We start from the raw sequence: 22,309 nt of genomic DNA, 5'->3' as shown, positions 1-22,309 counted from the left end.
CGGACAGGGAAAATCAGGCCTGTATCAGGCGATCTTGAATCGCGAGACGGACTGCCTGAGCTCTTCGGCCATCCGGGACAAGTCACGCACCTGCTGGGCGGTGGATCGCGTACCTTCTCCGGTTTGTTCCGTCACCGCGAAAATGTGCTGCATGTTGCCGGCAACCACGTTCGCCGATTCGGCTTCCCTGGAAGCCGCGGCGGAAATCTGCTCAATCAGCTCAGCCAGCCGGCGTGACACCTGGTCGATTTCGGTCAGTGCCGTACCGGCATTGTCGGACAGTTTGGCTCCTTCGACCACCCCTTGCGTGGAGCGTTCCATGGCGGCTACCGCATCCTGGGTATCGGTCTGAATCGCCTTCACCAGCGCCGAAATCTGTCGTGCCGCATCGGCGGAACGTTCAGCCAGACGCTGCACCTCTTCGGCCACCACAGAGAAGCCCCGCCCGGCTTCGCCGGCTGACGCGGCCTGAATGGCGGCATTGAGCGCGAGCACGTTGGTCTGCTCGGTAATGTCGGAAATCAGCTCGGTGATCTCGCCAATCTCCTGGGACGATTCCCCCAAGCGTTTGATCCGTTTGGAGGTTTCCTGAATCTGATCGCGGATCGAGTTCATGCCGGTAATGGCGTTTTGCACCGCCTGCAAACCCGATTCGGCGGCGGTCAGCGATTGGCGCGCCACCTGGGAAGATTCCTGCGCCTGGCTGGACACCTGGTTGATTCGGGTCGCCATGTCGAGCACCGACTGGCCGGTTTCGCGAATTTCGCGCAGTTGCTCGGTGGACGCCGCCAGCAGTTCGGTGGACGTGCTTTCCACCTGAGCGGTCGTTTGCGCCACCCGTGTCACCGTGTTTTGCACGTTGCCCACCAGTTGACGCAACTCTTCCACCGTGTAGTTCACCGAGTCGGCAATAGCGCCGGTGATGTCCTCGGTCACCGTCGCCTCCTGGGTCAAGTCGCCTTCAGCCACTGTCTGCAATTCGTTCATCAATCGCAAAATGGCGGCCTGGTTGGCATCATTGACGCGTTTGGCATCCTGCTCCTGCTCTTTGGCTTCCAGCCGCTGGCTCTCGGCAACACCCTGGCGTTGCCGGCTGTCCAGAATCTGCAAGCGGGCCAGACCTGCGGCGAAAAGCAGCGCAAAAGCGGCGGCCACCGCCAAGCTGGTCAGCGCCGCGACACCCAGACCGGTCTGCGATGACAGCTTGTGCAGAATATCCTCCAGGCCGCGACGCAAGGCCTCACTGTCGGAAATAATCAATGCTTGGGCCTCACGCGCCGACACCAGGCCCTGCAAGTTGCCCAGAATCGCACCCGCCTGTACGCGGGTCTGCTCATACACCACCAGCAGGGCTTCGAGCCGCTCCCGTGTTTGCGGGTCTTTGGAAGCTGCCAGACGCAGATCGGAACTGCCTCCGAGCAAGCCCTGAGCGATTTCCTTGAACGAATTCAAATCCTTGCCCAGCAAAAAGACGGCCTCCGGACTCACGCCTTCCATGGTCAGAAACTCATTGGCCGATTTACCGATACGCTGCGTCAGCATCACCAACTGGCCGGCTGCGGCAATTTCTTCCGGGGCCGCGTTTTGTTGAAGCTTGAGCGAGGAGACCGTTTCGGCGATTTCAAGCAGTTCCGAGGACTGCCGGTTAATCGTGCGCAAGGCGTTGCCCACCTGGGTCAAAATCGCCTGCTGCCCCATCACCGTCGCCGAGTTTTTCTCGGCGCGCTCCATGAGCGGCGTCACCGTGGCGACATCCGCCTGAAGCTCGTCGGCAACCGGCTCCAGGTGCATCGACGCCTCGCCGGCCTTCAGGCCGCGCACGGCTTTGGCCAGCGCGTCGGAGCTCTCGCGCACCTCGGGAAAGGCCGGGGCACTGCCCAGCATCGCCTGCGACACTGCTTTCGCAAGACGCTGCGCCTGCATCATGGAGTCCCCGGTAGCCGCCACCTGCTGCGCGACTCTGTCGGCCTGGTTCAGGGCGACAAATGTCACGGAACCCAGCACGACCACCGCGAAACCCAGCAAAATCACCAATATCCGCTGGTGCTCCCCCATGGGCCGCCGGCCCAATACCGGCAGCGACAACAACTCGGCCTTTTCAGAGGCGTCCCCCGAGGCCAGGCTGTCAGGGCCGGCGTTGGCACCATCGCCCGCCCGAGCCATGGCGGTCGTGCTGCTCGTCGCGTCCATCGCCCCCGTCGCCGAAGGATCGGCCGACATGTCCAGCGAAACATGATCCATGCTGTCCTGGCGTGACACGGGCTTTGTTTTGAATAGTTTCTGAATTTTTTCAATGACAGACATGGTGAGCCTTCCGGGGAAAACGTGATAACGCGCTAAGCGCTGATGGTCAAAAAATGGGCTTGCTGCGCAAGCGACTGCAGGTTGATTTCCTGCCAGGTGTCGCCGTTGGCATCGACGTAGCTGTGGCCGAAAAATTCCGGTGATTCGGGCAACTTTTCGGAAAAATCGGTGAACTCTTCCGGATGGCGCAATCCGGTCAGCTTGTCGATCTGCAGCGCACAATTGATTTCAAGCGCGCTGTTGAGCGCAACCAGCCGTGATTCGGTGCGCGCCAGTTCGCTGCGTGGCGGCGGGACTTTTCCGGTCACGAAACTCGCCAGGTCCACAATGCCATACAAGCCACCGCGCAAATTGGCAACGCCCGCAAACCAGGCTTGCGTGTAAGGCACATTTTGCGCACCGACCCACGGGAAAATCTCTCCGGACTGGTTCAGGGGAAACAGGTATTTTCCATCCCCCGCCTCCACGGCCAGCCAGGAAGCCGTCACACCCTGGGTCTTGGCGGCCTGCAGCCTGTCGGCCAGGCGGCTTTGCAACTCTCTAAGCGCTTGTCGGTTGGCCATGCTTTAGTAAAATTGGTGGGGGATCAGCCCAGCGCCTTGATTTTGACCATCAAGTCGCCAACATCGACCGGTTTGGTGATGTAGTCCTTGGCGCCCTGACGCATCCCCCAGACACGGTCGGTTTCCTGATTCTTGCTGGTACACATGATGATGGGTACATCGGCATACAGGGGATCCCGGGTGATGGCCCGCGTGAGCTGAAAGCCATTTTGCCCGGGCATCACCACATCCATCAAAATCATATCCGGTTTTTCCTCGGCAAGCCGACGAAAGGCGTCTTCCGCATTCTCGGCGGTTTTCACCGCGAAGCCTTTCTTGACCAGAAGATCGGTCATGTACATCAACTCGGTTTTTGAGTCATCCACGATCAGAATTTTTTTAATTGCCATTACGCTACTCCTTGTTTTGCGCTGCCAAGCTCCTGAACGGTTTGTAACAGCTGGTCTTTGGTGAACGGTTTGGTCAGGTAGTCTTGGGAGCCTACCATCCTGCCTCTTGCTTTATCGAAAACGCCGTCCTTTGAAGACAGCATCACAATCGGTACACTTGAAAATTTCGGGTTGCGCTTGATGATCGCGCAAGTCTGGTAACCGTCCAGGCGAGGCATCAGAATGTCGCAGAAAATCAGGTCGGGCAGATAGTCATTGACTTTGGAGAGGGCATCGAAGCCGTCGTCCGCGAGCAATACCTCATGGCCACCCTGTTTCAAGAATATCTCGGCGCTGCGCCGTATGGTGTTGCTGTCGTCTATGACCAAGACCTTGATCCCGGAACTGGTAATACTCACTGACTGCGCTCCTTATGAACGTGCCGCCGGCACCATGACGCCGGCGGCACGCTTGGCTAGTTAGAACTGACCGGGCCATTCAGACCTGAACCATTTCAAAATCTTCTTTTCGCGCCCCGCATTCGGGACAGGTCCAATTCATGGGAACCTGCTCCCAAGGAGTTCCCGCCGCAATGCCATGTTCTGGCGCGCCAATCGCTTCATCATAAATCCACCCACAAATTAAACACATCCAGGTCATCGTTTGAGTCACAGCTTAAGTTGCCTTCGAATAGAATGCAACAATTGTATCGAGGCGGCGTTGCTTATTCGTGTACAAGGCAAAAATCCAAGCCTATGGCAAACCCCAACCCACCTCCTCTGGATACGCTGCAAATCGAAGAAGACGACAGCGAAACTTCTCCCGCCTGCGTCATGACCTTCAACGCCAATGACCCCAGCGGTGCGGGCGGCTTGACGGCAGACATCACCGCCATGACGTCTGCCGGCGCACACGCGCTGGCGGTCGTCACCGGGACTTATGTGCGCGACACGGCCGAGATTTTCGACCATATTTCCTTCGATGAAGAGGCTGTCGCCGAACAGGCGCGCACCACGCTCGAAGACATGCCGGTCAGCGCCATCAAGGTCGGGTTTGTCGGAAATCCGGAAAATATCAGTGCCATCGCAGAGATCGCATCAGATTACGCCGATGTGCCGCTGATCGCCTACATGCCCAACCTGTCATGGTGGGAGGATGAGGCCATCGACAACTACCTGGATGCTTTCCGCGAGCTGATGTTGCCGCAAACCACCGTGCTGGTGGGCAACCACAGCAGCTTGTGGCGCTGGCTGCTGCCGGACTGGGCCGGCAAAAAAAGCCCGTCGGCACGAGATATCGCCAAGGCAGCCTCCGACTTCGGCGTGCCTTACACGCTGGTCACCGGCATCCCCTTGCCCGAGCAATTCATCGACAATGTGCTGGCCACGCCGCAAGCCGTTCTTTACAGCGAAAAATTCGAGCGTTTTGAAGCGGTGTTTGCCGGCGCCGGCGACACGCTGACGGCTGCTTTGTCTGCCTTGGTGGCCAATGGTCACAGCCTGCAGGCCGCCACCGCCGAGGCGCTGGCCTACCTCGATCACAGCCTGGATGCGGGTTTTCACCCGGGCATGGGCAACATCGTGCCGGATCGCCTGTTTTGGGCGCAGACGGACACCGGTGAGCAGGACGACGATGATGACGAGGCGGCAGACGGTGACCCGGACGACCCCCTGCTTCCCCTGCCCCCTTTCGATTTACCGACCCATGGCACCAAACACTAATCTTGACAATTCCCGCAACGCGATCTTGTTCGAGCGCGCCAAGGCGCTGATCCCCGGCGGCGTCAATTCGCCGGTGCGCGCCTTCAAGGCGGTCGGCGGCACACCGCGTTTTGTGCAGCGCGCCAAAGGAGCGTATTTCTGGGACGCCGACGGCCAGCGCTACATCGACTACATCGGCTCCTGGGGGCCGATGATTCTGGGCCACGGCCACCCCGCCGTCGTCGCGGCCGTGCAGCAGGCCGTGCTGGAAGGTTTTTCCTACGGTGCGCCGACCGAACGCGAGGTGGAACTGGCCGAAGAAATCGTGCGACGGCTGCCTTCCATCGAGATGCTGCGCCTGGTCAGTTCCGGCACAGAAGCGGCGATGAGCGCGATCCGGCTGGCGCGCGGCGCCACCGGCCGCAGCAAGATCATCAAATTCGAAGGCTGTTACCACGGCCATGCCGATGCGCTGCTGGTCAAGGCCGGCTCCGGGCTGGCGACCTTTGGCAACCCGACCAGCGCCGGCGTACCGCCCGAGGTGGTGCAACACACGCTGGTGCTCGAATACAACCACATCGCTCAGCTCGAAGAGGCCTTTGCACTGCATGGCCGCGCCACCGCCTGCCTGATGATCGAGCCGATTGCCGGCAACATGAACTTCGTGCGGGCCAGCGTGCCCTTCATGAAACGCTGCCGCGAGCTGTGTACCCAATACGGCGTGCTACTGATCTTTGATGAGGTGATGACCGGTTTTCGGGTGGCGCTGGGCGGCGCGCAAAGCGTTTATGCGAAAAGCATCCCCGGCTTCCAGCCCGACATGACGGTGCTGGGCAAAGTCATAGGTGGCGGCATGCCGCTGGCGGCCTTTGGCGGTAGCCGCGCGGTGATGGAGCAACTGGCGCCGCTGGGCCCGGTGTACCAGGCCGGCACGCTGTCGGGCAACCCGGTGGCCACGGCCTGCGGACTGGCGACCTTGCGTGAAGTCGCCAAACCCGGGTTTTATGAAGCACTGGGTGAACGCACCCGCAACCTGACCAACAGCCTGACGCAAGCCGCAACCAAAGCCGGTGTCACCTTTTGCGCCGACAGCGAAGGCGGCATGTTCGGCTTTTTCCTGCTGGACCGGCTGCCGCAAAATTACGCAACGGTGATGACGACCGACAGCCCGGCCTTCAACCGCTTCTTCCATGCCATGCTGGACAAAGGCGTGTATTACGCGCCGGCACTTTACGAGGCGGGCTTCGTCAGTTCGGCGCACACGGCGGCCGACATTGAAGCCACGGCGGATGCTGCCGCGCGGTTTTTCGCCGGGGGCTGAGCAGCGCAAGAAACCGGTTCAGTGCCGGAAGTGACGCACACCGGTCAGCACCATCACCACGCCGCGCTCGTCGGCGGCGGCAATCACTTCTTCATCGCGCATACTGCCACCGGGCTGAATCACGCAGGTGGCCCCCACATCGACCACCACATCGAGGCCGTCGCGGAAGGGAAAGAAAGCGTCGCTGGCAACCGCCGAGCCGGTCAGCACCAGGCCGGCATTGGCTGCCTTGATGGAGGCAATCCGCGCCGAGTCGATGCGGCTCATCTGGCCGGCGCCGACACCCAGGGTCATGCCGCCGGCGCAGAACACGATCGCATTGGACTTGACGTATTTGGCCACTTTCCAGGCGAACAGCAGGTCCTGCAATTGCGCCGGTGTGGGCTGCAGCTTGCTGACCACCTTCAGGTCGGCCAGCGCCAGCTCGTGGTTGTCGGCGGTCTGCATCAGCAGGCCGGAGCCCACGCGCTTGACGTCCATCAGGTTGCGGCCCTGTTTCCACGCGGTATCGCCGCCTGGCGGCAGATCAATCTGCAGGATGCGCACGTTGACCTTGGTCTTGAACACTTCCAGCGCCTGCGGCGTGAAGCTCGGGGCCATCAGCACCTCGACAAACTGTTTGGAAATCTGCTGCGCGGCGCGTTCGTCCAGCGTGCAGTTCAGCGCAATGATGCCGCCGAAGGCCGAGGTCGGGTCGGTCTTGAAGGCCTTGCCGTAAGCCTCCAGCGCATCGGCGCCGATGGCCGCACCGCAGGGGTTGGCGTGCTTGACGATGACGCAGGCCGCGGACTGTTCAAGTCCGCCTTTGGCGTCCGTGGTGAAGCTCTTGACGCATTCCCAGGCCGCGTCGGCATCGGCGATGTTGTTGTACGACAGCGCCTTGCCCTGCAACTGTCTGGCCGTCACCAGCGAGCCGGGAGCTGGGTGCAAATCGCGGTACAGCGCGGCCTGCTGGTGCGAATTTTCGCCGTAACGCAGGTCCTGCACCTTGATGAAGCGGCCATTGGCTTGGCCGGGGAACAGGCTGTGCGTGCCGTCGGGCTGGATGCCCGAGAGGTAATCGCTGATGGCGCCGTCGTACTGGCTGATGCGGTTGAACGCGGCCACCGACAGCGCAAATTTGGTGGCGTCACCGAGCTTGCCGGTCTTGATCTCTTCGAGCACGCCGGCGTACTGCGATGCATCGGTCAGCACCGCCACGTCTTTCCAGTTCTTGGCCGCCGAGCGCACCATGGCCGGGCCGCCAATGTCGATGTTTTCAATCGCGTCTTCCAGCGTGCAGCCGGACTGGGCGACAGTGGCTTCAAACGGGTACAGGTTGACGACCAGCAGGTCGATGGTATCTATGCCGCGGGCCTTCAGCGCGGCCATGTGCTCAGGCACATCACGGCGCGCCAGCAAACCGCCATGCACATTCGGATGAAGGGTCTTGACGCGGCCGTCGAGCATTTCGGGAAAACCTGTCAATACGGCAACTTCGGTGACCGGCAGACCCTGCTCAGCCAGCAGCTTGGCGGTGCCGCCGGTGGAGATCAGCTTGATGCCCAGCGCGTGCAGCGCGCGTGCAAATTCAACGATGCCGGTTTTGTCGGAGACGGAAATCAATGCGTTCATGCGTTTCTTTTATTTTCTTGGAGGCCAGGGCGGCCCCGGCTCACTGGATCAATTTGTGTTCGACGAGTTTTTTACGCAGCGTGTTGCGGTTCAGGCCCAGCCATTCGGCGGCCCGCGACTGATTGTGCTCGGCGTGCTGCATCACCACCTCCAGCAGCGGTTTCTCGACCACGCGCACCATCATGTCGTACATGCCATCGGGCTCGGTACCGCGCAAGTCCTTGAAATACCCCTCCAGACTGGTGCGCACGCACTCTTCTATGTATTTTTTGCTCATGCAGGCTCTCCCTCCTTCTTGTCCTGATGTTCATTGTCGCCCGCCGCAGCCTGCGCTGCATCATCCGCCGGCACCGGCATGCGGTCCACGCGCTGGCCCAGCGCATCAAAAAAATCGGCCACGGCCTGCCACTGCGCCTCGCAGTCCTCCAGCAGGTTCATGCGCCCGCGAAAGGCTTCTCCGCCCGGCAGCGCCCTGACATACCAGCCTATATGCTTGCGCGCGGTATGCACGCCGCGGAAAGCGCCATACAGTGCGTAATGGTCCAGCAGATGATCGAGCAGCAGGCGTTTGACCTCGGCCACCAGCGGTGGAGCAAGATGTATGCCGGTCGCCATGAAATGCGCGATTTCGCGAAAAATCCAGGGCCGGCCCTGCGCTGCACGGCCAATCATCACCGCGTCGGCCCGGGTGTAGGTCAGCACATCGCGGGCTTTTTCGGGCGTGGCTATGTCGCCATTGGCCACCACCGGGACAGACACGGCCGCCTTGACGGCAGCAATCGTGTCGTACTCGGCCTGCCCCTTGTAGCCCTGCGCGCGGGTGCGGCCATGGACGGTGATCATCTGTACGCCGGCGGACTCCAACACGCGCGCCAGTGCGACGGCATTTTTATGCGACTCGGTCCAGCCGGTGCGCATTTTCAGGGTGACCGGAACGCCCTGCGGCGCGCAGGCGGCGACGACGGCCTCGACGATGGCCAGGGCCAGCGGCTCGTCCTGCATCAGGGCCGAGCCGGCCCATTTGTTGCAGACCTTCTTGGCCGGGCAGCCCATGTTGATGTCGATGATCTGCGCGCCGTGATCGATGTTGTAGGCGGCCGCTTCGGCCATCATCCGCGCGTCGGTCCCGGCGATCTGCACCGCAATCGGCGCCACTTCGCCATCATGGTTGGCGCGGCGCGAAGTCTTCAGCGTGCCCCGCAGCTCGCGCCGCGAGCTCACCATCTCACTGACCGCGTAGCCCGCCCCCAGCGCTTTGCACAAACGCCGGAATGGCCGGTCGGTGACACCCGCCATCGGCGCGGCAAACAGATTGTTTGCCAAAACATAAGGGCCGATGTTCATGGGACGTGCGAAGTGAATCAATGCTGAAGAACGAAGGTCAATTGTAACTGCCTAAAATTTGGGCACTGAAAAAATCAACGCGCATTTGTAAGCGTCTTGCCTGCCGGCTAAACGTTTCCACGCTGCCTATACTCGGCGTTACATGGAAATATGGCTACGACACCTGATTGAAGCGCTGGCTTTGCCCGAGTATGGTTTGAGCACGGTGTTCGTGGTGTCGTTCATCTCCGCCACCCTGCTGCCGCTGGGCTCCGAGCCGGTGCTGTTCGGACTCGTCAAACTCAACCCGCACCTGTTCTGGCCGGCGGTGCTGGTAGCCACGGCAGGCAACACGCTGGGCGGCGCGCTGGACTGGTGGCTGGGTTACGGCGCGCACAAGGTGGTTGACAAATACGCGCACTCGACACATCACGGCCGGGCCATCCGCTGGCTGGAAAAGCTGGGGCCCAAAGCCTGCCTGCTGGCCTGGCTGCCGGCGGTCGGGGACCCGTTGTGCGCCGTCGCCGGCTGGCTCAAATTCCCATTCTGGCCATGCGTGGCCTATATGGCGGTCGGCAAGTTTGCCCGCTACGTCATGATGACAGGCACGCTGATCTGGGCCTTCCCGGGCGGCTTCAAATTTCTGGGCGCCTAGGCGTCGGCTAAAAGCGTTCGTGCGGCAGCAGATAGCGCCACTGGCCTGTCGGCAGGCTGCTCATGGGCACGCGGCCGACACGGAGACGCTTCATCGCCTGCACGCTGAGCCCGACGCTTTCGCACATATAGGCAATCTGCCCGGGCCGCTCGCCCTTGAGCGCAAAGCGCAGGCGGGTTTCGTTTTGCCAGCTCACTTTGGCGGGCGGCAGCAGCACCCCATCGAAAGTAAAACCATGCTCGATGCGGTTGAGCCGCTGCAAACCCTCGGGGGCGAGAGCACCGGTGACTTCGACAATCACCTCGTGTTCCATCACCGAGGCGTCTTCGCTGAGCTTGCGCGCCACGCGCCAGTCCTGCGTGAATACCACCAGGCCGCTGGCCAGGGTGGCCAGCGGCGTCGCCAGCGTCTGCGCGCTGAAATGTTTTCTCAAAGGCCGGATGCCGGAGCGGTCGTCCTTGAACTGGTTCGCCGCAAGGAGCAACTGCGCAGCCGGCGTGGCGGGCCGGGCCGGACCAGCATCCAGGCCGGCCTCGTAACCGTCCGGCTTGTGCAGCAGCAGAGTCACCGGCGCCAGCGCCAGCAGGCTGGCATCGGGATCGAGTTCGATTGTTTGCGCCAGCACCCGGAACTGCGGCTCTTCGACGACCACGCCGTCCACCCGCACCCAGCCGCCCTCGATGTACTGCTCGGCCTCGCGACGTGAGCAGGCCAGCATCTGGGCCAGGCGTTTGGCGAGGCGGACGGGTTCTGTCATGGGCAATGGCCTCTCGAAAGTCTTGAATAATTTGCTATTAAATTAATAGCTTATACGCCCATCAATAAAAGAGGCATGAAACACGCACAACCCGGCGGCAAATAGGCCCTTTTCAGACCCTGCTCAACTGCTGAACAAAAAGTTCATCACGTCGCCGTCCTTGACAACGTAGTCCTTGCCTTCGCTGCGCATCTTGCCGGCGTCCTTGGCGCCCTGCTCGCCCTGGTAGGTGATGAAGTCATCAAACGCAATCGTCTGGGCGCGGATGTAGCCCTTCTCGAAGTCGGTGTGGATCACGCCCGCGGCTTGCGGGCCGGTGTCGCCGACATGGATGGTCCAGGCGCGCACCTCTTTCACGCCGGCGGTAAAGTAGGTTTGCAGGCCCAGCAGCTTGTAGGCGGCGACGATCAGGCGATTCAGGCCGGGCTCGTCCTGACCAATTTCGGCGAGAAACATTTTCTTGTCCTCTTCCTCCATGTCGGCCATTTCGGCTTCCATCTTGGCGCAGATGGCCACCACCGGCGCGTTTTGCGCGGCGGCGTAGGCCTTCAGGCGGTCCAGGAAGGGGTTGCTTTCAAAACCGTCTTCGGCCACGTTCGCCACGAACATCGCGGGCTTGGCGGTGATCAGGAAAAACTGTTTCAACAGCGGCTGCTCTTCCTTGCTGAACGCCACGGTACGCACGGGCTTGGCTTCATTGAGCGCCGCCTGGCATTTCTCCAGAATGGCGACCAGCTTGATGGATTCCTTGTCGCCAGAACGCGCGGTCTTGGTCACCCGGTGCAGGGCTTTTTCGACCGCCGCCAGGTCCGCCAGGCACAACTCGGTCTGGATCACTTCAATGTCGGAGATCGGGTCCACCTTGCCGGCCACGTGGATCACGTTGTCGTCTTCAAAACAGCGCACCACATTGATGGTGGCGTCGGTCTCGCGGATGTGCGCCAGAAACTTGTTGCCCAGACCCTCACCGGTGCTGGCACCCGCCACCAGGCCGGCGATGTCGACAAACTCGACAATCGCGGACTGAATCTTCTCCGGCTTGACGATGCTTGCCAGCGCCGCCAGACGCGGGTCGGGCACTTCCACGATGCCGACGTTGGGCTCGATCGTGCAAAAAGGATAGTTTTCCGCCGCGATGCCCGCTTTGGTCAATGCATTAAACAGGGTGGATTTTCCAACATTGGGCAAACCTACGATACCGCACTTCAAACTCATGACAAACCTTCAAAAACAGGCCCTAAGAAGTGTATGCGATATGCGGCCAGCCGGGGACCAGGCTGCCTGTTGGCAGTCATGCTGTCGACCGCATTCTGCGTGATGTCGTCGCCGTGGGCCGGGTGGCCGGGTTGATGCGGCACGTCTTACGCAAAGCGGTAGTTCGCCGTGATGCTTTGCCCCACCTTGAGCAGGTGGTCGCTGCCCTGCAGCACGATGGCATTCATGCCAAAGCTCAAGGCCCCCTGCAGCCGCGGGTCCTGCCGGTAGGTCTGCAACATGTCATTGACTTGCGGGCTGCTGATGGCCGTGGCGGGGTCGATGTTGGGAATCGGGCAACGCGCGCAGGGCTTGACCGGCTTGAGCCGGACCAGCCCCTGCCCGGTGCCGATCCGGAGTTCATCGAGACGGTCCTCGTCATGGGCAAGCAATCCATCCGCAGTACCCCCGTCCGGATTGCCGAGGACGATGTTCGGCCGGAAGCGCTCCATGCCGACGGCCGCTGCGCCGCGCGCCCGCAGTTTTTCATTCAAAGCGGCGAGCGAGGCCTCGCCGAGCAGCAACAGGGGATAGCCGTCGCTGAACTGGTTCAGCGCTTCCACGCCCTCGGTCCACTGAGGGCTGGACACGCGCTTTTCAACGGGATCAAAACGCACCAGGCGCACTTTGGCGCCCAGAAAATCGCTGAACCATTGGGCCGCGACCGGCCCCATGTCATAGGCCTTGACCTCGTCGTCCCAGACCCGCACGCGCACCGGCTCCTCCACCTGATCGAGCGCAATGTGCAAAGCCAGCATGCCCGGCGCGCGCAGCACCATGTCACGGCCTTTGAGCTGGGGGCGGATCAACGCCATGCGCGGCAGCGCGCGTTGCGTCACAAAGACGCCGTACACGTCCACCACCATCCAGGCCCGGTCAAACGCCAGCCCGGTAGCCAGCAGCAGCGCTTCCTGCACCGGCACCCCGGCGCAGGACTTGACGGGATAAACCCACAGACCGGTGATCGCCGCCTTGACGTCGGCTGCTTCGACGCCAGATATTTCGCTCAATGCGTGACTCACTTGACAAGTCCTTCTAATTTTTCAGTTCGTATTCCACACCAAGTCGCGATTTTGCACTGCCTTCTAAAATGAGCCATGTCCAAGCCATTTGATGTGTGTATTCGCGGCAGCGGTGTGGTGGGCCGCACGCTGGCCCTGCTGCTGGCGCGCGAGCGCTTGCGCGTGGCGCTGGTCGCCCGGCCCGCCCAGGGCGGCAGCCCGGCCGAGCCCCCCCCCCAGGATGTGCGTGCCTACGCCTTGAACAGTGCGTCGCGGCAACTGCTGGAGTCGCTGCGGGCCTGGCCGGACGCACCGTTTTCCACCGCCGTGCGGGAAATGCACGTTTGGGGCGACGATGGCGGCAGGCTGGATTTCGCGTCCGAACCCGGCAGCAGCGCCGCCCTCGCGTGGATTGTCGATGTGCCGGCGCTGGAGCGGCAACTGGCCGAGGCCGTGCGTTACCAGCCGCAGATAGAAACCGTGCCTGAGCCGGTCAAGGCGGCGCTCACCGTCATCTGTGAAGGCCAGAAAAGCAGCAGCCGCAACGAGTTCGGTGCGGCATGGACCGTCAAGCCCTACCCCCAAAAATCCATTGCAGCCCGCCTGCAAAGCGACCAGGCTCACCATGGCGTGGCCCGTCAGTGGTTCAATCACGGCGAGATACTGGCTCTTTTGCCGCTATCGGGCGCCGACGGGAACTCCGTGGCGCTGGTCTGGTCTACCTCGGCAGGGCGCGCCAACGCGCTGGAAAAGCTGTCCCGGGAAGAATTTTCTGCCGCGGTGCAAACTGCCTGCAATAAAGAAGTGGACGAGGTCGGACGTCTGCAACTGGACAGCGCGCTGTCCAGTTGGCCGCTCACCCTGTCCCGGGCCGAACGCTGGGTCGGTCCGGGCTGGGCGCTGGCCGGTGACGCCGCCCACGCGGTCCACCCGCTGGCCGGGCATGGTTTGAATCTGGGGCTGGCCGACGCGGCGGGGCTGGCCGCCGTGATTCACGAACGCGAATACTGGCGCAGCCTGGGCGACGAGAAGTTGCTGCGCCGTTATGAACGCTCGCGCAAGGCCGATGTGGCGGCCATGGGCGCGGTAACAGATGGTTTGCACGGGCTGTTTGCGCAAACCGATGCGCGCTGGCAGGCTTTGCGCAATTGGGGCATGAAAGGTTTTGCACGCAGCGGCCCGCTCAAAGCATGGGTCACGCGCCGGGCCATGGGTTTATAGAACGACAGAACGGGAAAAAATGAAATTATTCAAATCAATCGTGACCGCTACCCTGCTGGCACTGAGCCTGGGTTCCACCTTTGCACAGGAGGCGGCGATCCGCAAGAACCTGGCCGAGCGCCTGCCCAATTTCCCCAAGATCGACGAAATCAACAAAACGCCGATGGCCGGCCTGTATGAAGTGCGTGTCAACGGCATGGATATTTTCTACACCGATGCCGAGGGCAACTACCTGATCCAGGGCAACCTGATCGATACCAAAGTCAGGCGCAATCTGACTGAAGAGCGTGTGGAAAAACTCAACGCGGTGGCTTTTGATGCACTGCCTCTCAAGGATGCCTTCGCCGTCGTCCACGGCAACGGCAAACGCAAGATGGCCGTGTTTGAAGACCCCAATTGCACTTATTGCAAGCGCTTCGAGCGCGACATGCAGAAGGTGAACGACGTCACCATGTATGTGTTTTTATACCCCATCCTGAGTCCGGACTCGACAGAAAAATCGAAAAACATCTGGTGCGCCAAGGACAGGGGCAAAGCCTGGCAGGACCTGATGCTGCGGGATCAGCCGGCGGCCAGCGCCAGTTGTGACGCCAGCGCGCTGAACCGCAATATCGAGCTTGGCAAGAAGCACCGTATCACCGGTACGCCCACCCTGATTTTTGCCGACGGCTCGCGGGTGCCCGGCGCCATCAGCGCCCAGCAGGTCGAAAAGTATTTGACCGACGCCAAAGCCCAGTAGCTTGCGGGTGCTGAACACAGATTGGACCAATGAATACGGTCGCAAGCAGCTATTGTTTTAATCGCTAATCGACCCGGACCTCGACAGCGCCCGGGTGCCGGATCGCCGCTGTGGGGTGTTCGGGTATTCTTTGAATCCCTATGCCCAAAAGCCGTACCAAGCCCCGCACCCCTGCGTCTGCAGCCATCCATTACCGCGTCGAGATGGCCGACCTCCATGCCCACCTGTTTCGCGTCACGCTGACAGTCGCCCGGCCCGACCCGCTGCAGCGGGTCGCCCTGCCGGTATGGATTCCGGGCAGCTACCTGGTGCGCGAGTTTTCCAAGAACCTGCAAGGCCTGCGTGTACGACAGGCAGCGCAGGCCCTGCCTGCGGGCCAGGTGCAGCAGTTGGACAAGTGCCACTGGCAGATTCGGTGCATGGCAGACAAGCCGCTGGTGCTGACTTACGAGGTCTACGCCCACGACGACTCGGTGCGCACCGCCTGGCTGGATGCAAGCCGCGGTTTCTTCAACGGCAGCTCACTGTGCCTGCGCGTGGAGGGTCAGGCGCAGGCTCCGCATCTGCTCGAAATTGTTGCCGCCCCATCGACCACGGGCTGGGCCGTGGCCACGGGACTGAGCCCGCAGAAGGTCAACAAGCAGGGTTTTGGCGGCTACCTGGCGTCCAACTACGACGAGCTGGTCGACTGCCCGGTCGAGATGGGCACGTTCTGGAGCGGCTCTTTTGTCGCCTGCGGTGTCCCGCACCGCTTTGTCGTGGCCGGGGCAGCCGCCAGTTTTGACGGTGACCGGCTGCTGGCCGACACCCGGAAAATTTGCGAAACGCAGATACGCTTCTGGCATGGTGGCAAAAAACCGCCGCATAAAAACTACCTGTTCATGCTCAACGCCGTGGACGACGGTCATGGCGGGCTGGAGCACCGCAACTCCACCGCGCTGATCTGCAAGCGCAAAGACCTGCCGCGTCGCGGCGACAGCAAAACGTCCGAGGGGTACACCACGCTGCGCGGCTTGATCAGCCACGAGTACTTTCACACCTGGAACGTCAAACGCCTGCGCCCGGCGGAGTTTGAACACTACCGGTACGGCAGCGAAAACTACACGCAGTTGCTCTGGTTTTTCGAAGGGTTCACCAGTTATTACGACGACCTGATGCTGCGCCGCGCCGGACTGCTGGACGACGCAGCCTACCTGAAGCTTCTGAACAAAACCGTCAATCAGGTGGTGCAGACACCGGGACGGCTGGTCCAGTCGGTCGCGCAGGCCAGCTTCGATGCCTGGGTCAAGTACTACCGCCAGGATGAAAATACACCGAACGCCACCGTCAGCTACTACACCAAGGGGGCCTTGGTGGCCCTGTGTTTTGACCTGAGCCTGCGCGCCGAAAGCAAGAAAACCACGCCGGCAACGCTGGACGATGTGCTGCGTTTGCTGTGGCTGCGTTGCCGGGGCGGCGCGATGAGCGAAGCAGACTTCGCCGCCGCGCTGCAAGAAGTTGGCGGGCGCTCCTACGCCCGGGAAATCGCCGGCTGGGTGCATGGCACCGGCGAGCTGCCGCTGCTGGACCTGCTGCAGCGCCACGGCGTGGGCGTGCTGCAGGAGCCCGCGCAGTTGGCCCAGGCGCTGGGCCTGCGCGTGCTGGAAACCAACGGCATTCAGGTCAAGACGGTCTTGCGGGGCGGTGCTGCAGAACGTGCCGGTTTTGCCGCAGGCGATGAATGGCTGGGTATCGAGCCCATCGTTGCGGCAAAAAAAACAACACCCGCGAACGGCTGGCGCTTAGCCAAGCTCGAAGATCTGACGCTGTATGCCGGATCGTGCAAAAAAGTGCTGGCGCTGGTCGCCCGCGACAAGCGCCTGCTGCGACTGGAACTGCGCTTGCCGGCTGCCGTGTGTACCTGGCGGCTGGTCTTGCGCGATGCGGCCCTGGCCGGGCGCTGGCTCACACCGGCCACCTGAACAGCACGCGCCGAATCAGGCCTGCGGCGTATGGGGTTCGATCTGCGCAATAAAACGTTCTGCCGCGGAAGCGCCCTTGATATCGCGCACGACATCTCTGGCCCGTTTGACGGCGCTGACAAATTCCGCCAGGTTGCCGGCGGACTCGATTTTCATGCACAACACGTCCGAAGTGGGCCCCAGCATGTCCACCAAGAGGTGCGAGGTGAAGCGCTTCGCTTCAGGCAGCGAAGCCGCCACCAGCGGTGCCGGTGTGGTCGCCACCCTCTCGGGGAAAGGAGCGTCAGACGCCGCACCGACAGGCAGGGTACCGCCGACCGGCTCGATCAGGCCGTCCTGCACCAGTTGCGACAACATCTGCTCGCAATCTCCGTCCGCGGTGGTCAGCGCAGTCAGATCGGGGTACGCGCGCTTGCCGTCGACCATGATCAACAGCGAACGCAGTTTGGGCGACAGGCCCGATTGCCGGTTCGCAATCGCTTGCGCCCCTTTTGGCGTCTTGTGGTAAATCGCTTGCTTGTCAAGCATGGGGAGTCTCCAGAACTTGCTGGCGTTTCAGTGTAAGGCCGAAGCCGCGCCACGTCGAGAGGGGTTTTAAGGCCCCCACGCTCGTCACTGCGTGTACTTCGCTGCCCCCCGAGGGGGCTGAACTTGCTCGGGGCGGCCCTTCGCTGCGTTCGGCGGCCCCCACGCTCGTCACTGCGTGTACTTCGCTGCCCCCCGAGGGGGCTGAACTTGGCTTGGGCGGCCCTTCGCTGCGTTCGGCGGCCCCCACGCTCGTCACTGCGTGTACTTCGCTGCCCCCCGAGGGGGCTGAACTTGGCTTGGGCGGCCCTTCGCTGCGTTCGGTGGCCCCCGAGGAGTCCGATTTCATGCAAGATTTTGGGCGAAACGGACTACTGGCATGAAGCACCCGCTTGCCAAGTCGCTATAATACCGGTCGCGCGGTGATATAGCTCAGTTGGTTAGAGCGCAGCATTCATAATGCTGATGTCGGTGGTTCAAGTCCACCTATCACCACCAAGAACTCCCCGCCGGATTTCCACGAATTCGGCGAAACCCCCAGAAGTCTTTAGCGCTGGGGCTCTATCACCGCACAGCCTCTGGACACACACCATGAAACGCTGCTCCCGGAACGACTTGTTTGGCCTGCGGGCCGCAGCGCTGGCCGTTTTGCTAACGCTGGCCGGCCTGCTGGCCGCGCCCGCTGCGGCGCAGACCAGCGACGCCAGCGCCAGCGTTCGCCGGTTCCCCCAAGCCGCCTTGCGCGGCCTGCTGGTGATGTGGACCCCGCCCGAGATCAGCCTGAACGGCAAGGCCGAGCGCCTGTCCCCCGGCGCACGCATCCGCAATACGAACAACAACCATGTGCTGCCGGGCGCGTTGGTGGGCCAGGAACTGCTGGTCAATTACACTCGCAACAGCGCTGGCCTCGTGCATGAGGTATGGATACTGAGCACCGAAGAAGCCCAGGAAAAGCGCGACGGCCTGCCAACGCGCAATTTCAGTTTCGGCTTTGAGTCTACTCCCGCGCCGCAGGACGACGGCAAGACGCCCTACCACCAACTGCCGAGCTACAAGCAGTAAGTCCGCTGTTTTTTCAAACCCAATCGGCGTTTGGCCCCTATTTAACGGGCACAAGCAGCTATTCGTCAAATAGCCAAAATCATGAGCAAAAAAGTCTTTATCAAGACCTTCGGGTGCCAGATGAACGAGTACGACTCGGGCAAGATGTCCGACGTGCTGCACGCGACGCAGGGCTACACGCCCACCCGCAATATCGATGAGGCCGACCTGATCCTGTTCAACACCTGCTCGGTGCGCGAGAAGGCGCAGGAAAAAGTGTTCAGCGACTTGGGGCGCGTCAAGCACCTCAAAAAAAAGGGTGTGCTGATCGGCGTCGGCGGCTGTGTCGCCAGCCAGGAGGGCGACGCCATCATCGAGCGCGCGCCGTATGTGGACGTGGTGTTTGGTCCGCAAACACTGCACCGCCTGCCGGACCTGCTGTCCAGACGCATCAGCCTGGGCCGCCCGCAGGTGGACATCAGCTTTCCCGAGATCGAAAAATTCGACCACCTGCCACCGGCCCGCGTCGAAGGCGCCAGCGCTTTTGTCAGCATCATGGAGGGTTGCTCCAAATACTGCAGCTATTGCGTGGTGCCCTACACCCGCGGCGAAGAAGTCTCGCGCCCGTTTGAGGACGTGCTGGTCGAAGTCGCCGGCCTGGCCGACCAGGGCGTCAGGGAAGTCACGCTGCTGGGCCAAAACGTCAACGCCTACCGCGGCCCCATGGGCGCCAGCGCAGAGATCGCCGACTTTGCGACGCTGCTGGAGTATGTGTCCGACCTGCCCGGCATTGAGCGCATCCGTTACGTCACCAGCCACCCCAACGAATTCACGCAAAATCTGATCGAGGCCTACGGCAAACTGCCCAAACTGGTGAACCACCTGCATTTGCCGGTGCAGCACGGCTCCGACCGCATCCTGATGGCGATGAAGCGCGGCTACACGGCCATGGAATACAAGAGCACCCTCCGCAAGCTGCGCGCGATCCGCCCCGACCTGGCGCTGAGCAGCGATTTCATCGTCGGTTTTCCGGGCGAGACTGATGACGACTTCAACAAGATGATGAAGCTGATTGACGATGTGGGCTACGACACCTCGTTCAGCTTCATCTTCAGCCCGCGGCCCGGCACGCCCGCCGCCAATCTGGCGGACGACACACCGCACGAAATCAAGCTGCAACGCCTGCAACGCCTGCAAGCGGCGCTTGACGACAGTGTGCGCGCCATCAGCGCCAGCCGGCTCGGCACGGTGCAGCGCATCCTGGTCGAAGGCGCGTCGCGCAAAGACCCGTCCGAGCTGATGGGCCGCACCGAATGCAACCGCGTCGTCAACTTCAAGGGCCAGCCCCGGCTGGTCGGCCAGATGATCGATGTGACCATCACGGAGACCTCGCAGCGCTCGCTGCGCGGGCAAGTACTGCTGCACGAAGAGGCGGCCTTACCGGCCTGAGCCCGCGTCGATCAGAACTTCGGCATGCCCTTCATGCCGCCCATGCGTTTCATCATTTTCATCATGCCGCCGCCCTTCATCTTCTTCATCATGCCCTGCATCTGCTCGAACTCGTTGAGCAGGCGGTTGACCTCCTGAACCTGCACGCCGGAGCCGGCCGCGATGCGGCGCTTGCGCGTGGCCTTGATCAGTTCGGGCTTGCGGCGCTCCAGCGGCGTCATGCTCTGGATGATGCCTTCCTTGCGGCGTATGTCTTTTTCGGCCTTGTCCATGTCCACCTGACCCGCCTTGGCCGCCATTTGCGCCGGCAGCTTGTCGAGCAGGCTGGACAGCCCGCCCATGCTCTTCATCTGCTGCAACTGGTTTAAAAAATCATTGAGGTCAAAGCCGCTGCCGGACTTCAGTTTGGCGGCGAGTTTTTGCGCCGCTTCCATGTCCACGCCGGCGGTGACCTGCTCGACCAGCGCCACGATGTCGCCCATGCCGAGAATGCGCCCGGCGTGGCGCTGGGCATCGAAGACTTCGAGCCCGTCGATCTTCTCGCTGGTGCCCGAGAACTTGATCGGCGCGCCGGTGATCTGCCGCACGCTTAAAGCAGCCCCGCCGCGCGAGTCGCCGTCGGTCTTGGTCAGGATGATGCCGGTCAGCGGCAGCGCTTCCTTGAAGGCTTTGGCGGTGTTGATCGCATCCTGGCCCTGCATCGCATCGACCACAAACAACGTTTCGACCGGGTTCAGCGCGGCATGCAGGGCCTTGATTTCGGCCATCAGCGCTTCGTCGATTGCCAGCCGGCCCGCGGTATCGACCAGCAGCACGTCGAAAAAATGCTTGCGCGCGTAATCCAGCGCGGCCAGCGCGATGTCCACCGGTTTTTGCTCGGTCGTGCTCGGGAACCATTCGGCGCCGGCCTGCTTCGTGACGGTCCTGAGCTGCTCGATGGCCGCCGGGCGGTACACGTCGCCCGACACCGTCAACACTTTTTTCTTGCGCTTTTCGATCAGGTGCTTGGCCAGCTTGGCGGTGGTGGTGGTCTTGCCCGCGCCCTGCAAACCGGCCATCAGGATCACGGCCGGCGGCTGCGCCGCCAGGTTGATGTCGCTGACACCCTCGCCCATCGTGGCGGCCAGCTCGCGATTGACGATGCTGACCAGCACCTGCCCCGGCGACAGCGAACTCATGACCTCCTGCCCCAGCGCCTTGTCCTTGACCCGGGCGATAAAGTCGCGCACCACCGGCAGGGCCACGTCGGCCTCCAGCAGAGCCATGCGCACCTCGCGCAGCATGTCCTGCACATTGGACTCGGTGATGCGGGCCTGGCCTCGCATTTCCTTGACGAGGCGGGAGAGTTTTTCGGTAAGGGCAGAGGCCATGAACAGGCTCCACAACTGGAGCAAAAAGGGAGTGAAAGAAGAAACAGAAACCCATCGGGCGGGCTCCTACAGCTAAACTGTCGCCATGATTTTAACTTTGAGCGCGGGGTGGGGTCTGGCCACGGCCATCGGTGCCGCGCTGGCCTATGCCGTGCTGGCGCTGGCCACACTGCGTTTGAGTGCCGGCACGATCCGCAGCGTGCTGGCGCTGGCCTGGCTGCTGCACGCATTGACCCTGGCGAGCGGCCTGCTCGGCGAACCGCCGCGTTTTGGTTTTGCGCCGGCCCTGTCCATGACCGTCTGGCTGGTGCTGAGCGTCTACGCGGTGGAAAGCCGGCTGTTTCCGCAACTGAAAGCGCGCTGGGCGCTGGCTGGTCTGGGCAGCGCCGCCGTGCTGCTGGCGCTGGTGTTTCCCGGCACCAGCTACCACGTGATTGCCTCGCCCTGGCTGCCTTTGCATTGGGCGCTGGGCATTGCCTCTTATGGCCTGTTCGCCGCGGCCGTGGTGCATGGCTGGCTGATGAGCCGATCCGAGCGCTCCATCCGTTCAGCCACGCAGCCCGATACCGGCGTGCCGCTGTTGACGCTGGAGCGACTGACCTTTCGTTTTGTGCAGGCCGGTTTTGTGCTGCTCACCGCCACGCTGCTGGTGGGCTGGCTGTTTGCCGAAACCCTGTACGGCCCCGGGCTGGTCTGGCCATGGAACCACAAAACCGTCTTTTCCATGTTGGCCTGGGTCACCTTTGCCGGCTTGCTGGCGGGCCGGGCGCGCCTGGGCTGGCGCGGACGCCAGGCGGTGCGGGTGCTTTATCTGGGCTCCGGCCTGCTGCTGCTGGGCTACGTCGGCTCACGGTTTGTGCTTGAAGTCATTTTGAAGCGCGCATGAAATACCTGATGGTGCTTGTGATCGTACTGGTCGGCCTTTGGTTCTGGCGCAACAACCGGCGCGCCGCGCTGCGCGAGAGGCAGTCACGGCATGCAACCGCCCGCCCGGACGCCAGCCCGGCGCAAGCGGCCACCGAAATGGTGGCCTGCGCGGTCTGCTCGGTCCACCTGCCGCGCCCGGATGCCCTGCCCGGTCATCGTGGAATATATTGCAGCGACGCGCACCGCCGCCAAGCCGAAGGGTAAGGATGCTCATTC

The 22,309-nt window shown here is 62.1% G+C and carries 23 protein-coding genes and 1 tRNA gene; 11 read left to right on the top strand and 13 right to left on the bottom strand.

Features of this window, described 5'->3' with window-relative positions; translation table 11 throughout:
* Nucleotides 1-24 precede the first annotated feature (24 nt).
* The 5 genes from Q7T66_RS02085 to Q7T66_RS02065 form a co-directional block, all read right to left on the bottom strand.
* Nucleotides 25-2,304 (bottom strand): methyl-accepting chemotaxis protein, encoded by a 2,280-nt coding sequence (locus tag Q7T66_RS02085; protein ID WP_304931598.1) that lies wholly within the window; start codon nt 2,302-2,304, stop codon nt 25-27.
* A gap of 32 nt (nt 2,305-2,336) precedes the next feature.
* Nucleotides 2,337-2,867, bottom strand: a complete 531-nt coding sequence (locus Q7T66_RS02080; protein ID WP_304931597.1) for a chemotaxis protein CheW — start codon at nt 2,865-2,867, stop codon at nt 2,337-2,339.
* Nucleotides 2,868-2,890: 23 nt separating this feature from the next.
* Entirely contained in the window at nt 2,891-3,256 is a 366-nt protein-coding gene (locus Q7T66_RS02075; protein WP_304931596.1) for a response regulator transcription factor, read from the bottom strand.
* Nucleotides 3,256-3,654: a PleD family two-component system response regulator gene (locus Q7T66_RS02070; protein ID WP_304931595.1), complete on the bottom strand. Its 399-nt coding sequence runs from the start codon at nt 3,652-3,654 to the stop codon at nt 3,256-3,258. Before Q7T66_RS02070 ends, Q7T66_RS02075 begins: the two co-directional genes overlap by 1 nt.
* A gap of 79 nt (nt 3,655-3,733) precedes the next feature.
* On the bottom strand, nt 3,734-3,907 hold the full coding sequence (locus Q7T66_RS02065; RefSeq protein WP_304931594.1) for a rubredoxin: 174 nt from the start codon (nt 3,905-3,907) through the stop codon (nt 3,734-3,736).
* An 83-nt stretch (nt 3,908-3,990) separates the two neighbouring features.
* On the opposite strand from Q7T66_RS02065, the gene Q7T66_RS02060 reads away from it, so the two are divergent.
* Together Q7T66_RS02060 and hemL are read left to right on the top strand one after the other, a co-directional pair.
* On the top strand, nt 3,991-4,956 hold the full coding sequence (locus tag Q7T66_RS02060; protein ID WP_304931593.1) for a bifunctional hydroxymethylpyrimidine kinase/phosphomethylpyrimidine kinase: 966 nt from the start codon (nt 3,991-3,993) through the stop codon (nt 4,954-4,956).
* Nucleotides 4,940-6,256 (top strand): glutamate-1-semialdehyde 2,1-aminomutase, encoded by a 1,317-nt coding sequence (gene hemL, locus Q7T66_RS02055; RefSeq protein ID WP_304931592.1) that lies wholly within the window; start codon nt 4,940-4,942, stop codon nt 6,254-6,256. Before Q7T66_RS02060 ends, hemL begins: the two co-directional genes overlap by 17 nt.
* An 18-nt stretch (nt 6,257-6,274) precedes the next feature.
* Here hemL and purH read toward each other — a convergent pair whose 3' ends face one another.
* Genes purH through dusB form a run of 3 tightly spaced genes read right to left on the bottom strand, consistent with a single transcriptional unit; the run spans nt 6,275 to nt 9,214 of the window.
* Nucleotides 6,275-7,870 carry a bifunctional phosphoribosylaminoimidazolecarboxamide formyltransferase/IMP cyclohydrolase gene (gene purH / locus Q7T66_RS02050; protein WP_304931591.1) on the bottom strand — a complete coding sequence of 532 codons (1,596 nt, stop codon included), beginning with the start codon at nt 7,868-7,870 and terminating at the stop codon, nt 6,275-6,277.
* 40 nt (nt 7,871-7,910) lie between these two features.
* The gene (locus Q7T66_RS02045) at nt 7,911-8,147 is read right to left on the bottom strand and encodes a Fis family transcriptional regulator (RefSeq protein WP_304931590.1); all 237 of its coding nucleotides are present in this window, start codon (nt 8,145-8,147) and stop codon (nt 7,911-7,913) included.
* The gene (dusB, locus tag Q7T66_RS02040) at nt 8,144-9,214 is read right to left on the bottom strand and encodes a tRNA dihydrouridine synthase DusB (protein WP_304931589.1); all 1,071 of its coding nucleotides are present in this window, start codon (nt 9,212-9,214) and stop codon (nt 8,144-8,146) included. Before dusB ends, Q7T66_RS02045 begins: the two co-directional genes overlap by 4 nt.
* Nucleotides 9,215-9,356: 142 nt before the next feature.
* Here dusB and Q7T66_RS02035 point away from each other — a divergent pair, with 142 nt between their 5' ends.
* Nucleotides 9,357-9,848 carry a YqaA family protein gene (locus tag Q7T66_RS02035; RefSeq protein WP_304931588.1) on the top strand — a complete coding sequence of 164 codons (492 nt, stop codon included), beginning with the start codon at nt 9,357-9,359 and terminating at the stop codon, nt 9,846-9,848.
* 7 nt (nt 9,849-9,855) lie between these two features.
* On the opposite strand, the gene Q7T66_RS02030 is transcribed toward Q7T66_RS02035, so the two are convergent.
* The 3 genes from Q7T66_RS02030 to Q7T66_RS02020 all read right to left on the bottom strand — a co-directional run bounded on the left by Q7T66_RS02030 (nt 9,856) and on the right by Q7T66_RS02020 (nt 12,869).
* A complete protein-coding gene (locus Q7T66_RS02030) occupies nt 9,856-10,605 on the bottom strand; it encodes an rRNA pseudouridine synthase (protein ID WP_304931587.1) in 750 nt (249 codons plus the stop codon).
* A gap of 123 nt (nt 10,606-10,728) precedes the next feature.
* Nucleotides 10,729-11,820, bottom strand: a complete 1,092-nt coding sequence (ychF, locus tag Q7T66_RS02025; RefSeq protein WP_304931586.1) for a redox-regulated ATPase YchF — start codon at nt 11,818-11,820, stop codon at nt 10,729-10,731.
* Between the two features lie 146 nt (nt 11,821-11,966).
* A complete protein-coding gene (locus tag Q7T66_RS02020; RefSeq protein WP_304931585.1) occupies nt 11,967-12,869 on the bottom strand; it encodes an MOSC domain-containing protein in 903 nt (300 codons plus the stop codon).
* A gap of 87 nt (nt 12,870-12,956) precedes the next feature.
* On the opposite strand from Q7T66_RS02020, the gene Q7T66_RS02015 reads away from it, so the two are divergent.
* From Q7T66_RS02015 to Q7T66_RS02005, 3 genes are all read left to right on the top strand, one after another.
* Entirely contained in the window at nt 12,957-14,081 is a 1,125-nt protein-coding gene (locus Q7T66_RS02015; protein WP_304931584.1) for an FAD-dependent monooxygenase, read from the top strand.
* A gap of 19 nt (nt 14,082-14,100) precedes the next feature.
* Entirely contained in the window at nt 14,101-14,820 is a 720-nt protein-coding gene (locus Q7T66_RS02010; protein WP_304931583.1) for a DsbC family protein, read from the top strand.
* A gap of 140 nt (nt 14,821-14,960) precedes the next feature.
* Nucleotides 14,961-16,781: a M61 family metallopeptidase gene (locus Q7T66_RS02005; RefSeq protein WP_304931582.1), complete on the top strand. Its 1,821-nt coding sequence runs from the start codon at nt 14,961-14,963 to the stop codon at nt 16,779-16,781.
* Between the two features lie 15 nt (nt 16,782-16,796).
* On the opposite strand, the gene Q7T66_RS02000 is transcribed toward Q7T66_RS02005, so the two are convergent.
* Nucleotides 16,797-17,309 carry a hypothetical protein gene (locus tag Q7T66_RS02000; protein WP_304931581.1) on the bottom strand — a complete coding sequence of 171 codons (513 nt, stop codon included), beginning with the start codon at nt 17,307-17,309 and terminating at the stop codon, nt 16,797-16,799.
* 418 nt (nt 17,310-17,727) lie between these two features.
* Here Q7T66_RS02000 and Q7T66_RS01995 point away from each other — a divergent pair.
* The 3 genes from Q7T66_RS01995 to miaB all read left to right on the top strand — a co-directional run bounded on the left by Q7T66_RS01995 (nt 17,728) and on the right by miaB (nt 19,796).
* Nucleotides 17,728-17,804: transfer RNA gene (locus Q7T66_RS01995), tRNA-Met, on the top strand.
* A 93-nt stretch (nt 17,805-17,897) separates the two neighbouring features.
* Nucleotides 17,898-18,368: a hypothetical protein gene (locus Q7T66_RS01990; RefSeq protein ID WP_304931579.1), complete on the top strand. Its 471-nt coding sequence runs from the start codon at nt 17,898-17,900 to the stop codon at nt 18,366-18,368.
* An 81-nt stretch (nt 18,369-18,449) separates the two neighbouring features.
* Complete coding sequence (gene miaB, locus Q7T66_RS01985; protein WP_304931578.1) at nt 18,450-19,796, top strand: tRNA (N6-isopentenyl adenosine(37)-C2)-methylthiotransferase MiaB; 1,347 nt, start codon at nt 18,450-18,452, stop codon at nt 19,794-19,796.
* 11 nt (nt 19,797-19,807) lie between these two features.
* On the opposite strand, the gene ffh is transcribed toward miaB, so the two are convergent.
* A complete protein-coding gene (ffh, locus tag Q7T66_RS01980) occupies nt 19,808-21,166 on the bottom strand; it encodes a signal recognition particle protein (RefSeq protein ID WP_304931577.1) in 1,359 nt (452 codons plus the stop codon).
* An 85-nt stretch (nt 21,167-21,251) separates the two neighbouring features.
* On the opposite strand from ffh, the gene Q7T66_RS01975 reads away from it, so the two are divergent.
* Entirely contained in the window at nt 21,252-22,052 is an 801-nt protein-coding gene (locus Q7T66_RS01975; protein ID WP_304931576.1) for an inner membrane protein YpjD, read from the top strand.
* On the top strand, nt 22,049-22,297 hold the full coding sequence (locus tag Q7T66_RS01970; RefSeq protein WP_304931575.1) for a PP0621 family protein: 249 nt from the start codon (nt 22,049-22,051) through the stop codon (nt 22,295-22,297). Before Q7T66_RS01975 ends, Q7T66_RS01970 begins: the two co-directional genes overlap by 4 nt.
* The last annotated feature ends 12 nt before the right edge of the window (nt 22,298-22,309 follow it).

The organism is Herminiimonas sp. (assembly GCF_030655415.1).
This window is presented reverse-complemented; position numbering and strand designations above follow the sequence as displayed.

Excerpts from the sequence above, each read along its gene's own strand:
- Q7T66_RS02085 (WP_304931598.1), bottom strand. The coding sequence starts at position 2,304 with ATGTCTGTCATTGAAAAAATTCAGAAACTATTCAAAACAAAGCCCGTG.
- Q7T66_RS02080 (WP_304931597.1), bottom strand. The coding sequence starts at position 2,867 with ATGGCCAACCGACAAGCGCTTAGAGAGTTGCAAAGCCGCCTGGCCGAC.
- Q7T66_RS02075 (WP_304931596.1), bottom strand. The coding sequence starts at position 3,256 with ATGGCAATTAAAAAAATTCTGATCGTGGATGACTCAAAAACCGAGTTG.
- Q7T66_RS02060 (WP_304931593.1), top strand. The coding sequence starts at position 3,991 with ATGGCAAACCCCAACCCACCTCCTCTGGATACGCTGCAAATCGAAGAA.
- hemL (WP_304931592.1), top strand. The coding sequence starts at position 4,940 with ATGGCACCAAACACTAATCTTGACAATTCCCGCAACGCGATCTTGTTC.
- purH (WP_304931591.1), bottom strand. The coding sequence starts at position 7,870 with ATGAACGCATTGATTTCCGTCTCCGACAAAACCGGCATCGTTGAATTT.
- Q7T66_RS02045 (WP_304931590.1), bottom strand. The coding sequence starts at position 8,147 with ATGAGCAAAAAATACATAGAAGAGTGCGTGCGCACCAGTCTGGAGGGG.
- dusB (WP_304931589.1), bottom strand. The coding sequence starts at position 9,214 with ATGAACATCGGCCCTTATGTTTTGGCAAACAATCTGTTTGCCGCGCCG.
- Q7T66_RS02035 (WP_304931588.1), top strand. The coding sequence starts at position 9,357 with ATGGAAATATGGCTACGACACCTGATTGAAGCGCTGGCTTTGCCCGAG.
- Q7T66_RS02030 (WP_304931587.1), bottom strand. The coding sequence starts at position 10,605 with ATGACAGAACCCGTCCGCCTCGCCAAACGCCTGGCCCAGATGCTGGCC.
- ychF (WP_304931586.1), bottom strand. The coding sequence starts at position 11,820 with ATGAGTTTGAAGTGCGGTATCGTAGGTTTGCCCAATGTTGGAAAATCC.
- Q7T66_RS02015 (WP_304931584.1), top strand. The coding sequence starts at position 12,957 with ATGTCCAAGCCATTTGATGTGTGTATTCGCGGCAGCGGTGTGGTGGGC.
- Q7T66_RS02010 (WP_304931583.1), top strand. The coding sequence starts at position 14,101 with ATGAAATTATTCAAATCAATCGTGACCGCTACCCTGCTGGCACTGAGC.
- Q7T66_RS02005 (WP_304931582.1), top strand. The coding sequence starts at position 14,961 with ATGCCCAAAAGCCGTACCAAGCCCCGCACCCCTGCGTCTGCAGCCATC.
- Q7T66_RS02000 (WP_304931581.1), bottom strand. The coding sequence starts at position 17,309 with ATGCTTGACAAGCAAGCGATTTACCACAAGACGCCAAAAGGGGCGCAA.
- Q7T66_RS01990 (WP_304931579.1), top strand. The coding sequence starts at position 17,898 with ATGAAACGCTGCTCCCGGAACGACTTGTTTGGCCTGCGGGCCGCAGCG.
- miaB (WP_304931578.1), top strand. The coding sequence starts at position 18,450 with ATGAGCAAAAAAGTCTTTATCAAGACCTTCGGGTGCCAGATGAACGAG.
- ffh (WP_304931577.1), bottom strand. The coding sequence starts at position 21,166 with ATGGCCTCTGCCCTTACCGAAAAACTCTCCCGCCTCGTCAAGGAAATG.
- Q7T66_RS01975 (WP_304931576.1), top strand. The coding sequence starts at position 21,252 with ATGATTTTAACTTTGAGCGCGGGGTGGGGTCTGGCCACGGCCATCGGT.
- Q7T66_RS01970 (WP_304931575.1), top strand. The coding sequence starts at position 22,049 with ATGAAATACCTGATGGTGCTTGTGATCGTACTGGTCGGCCTTTGGTTC.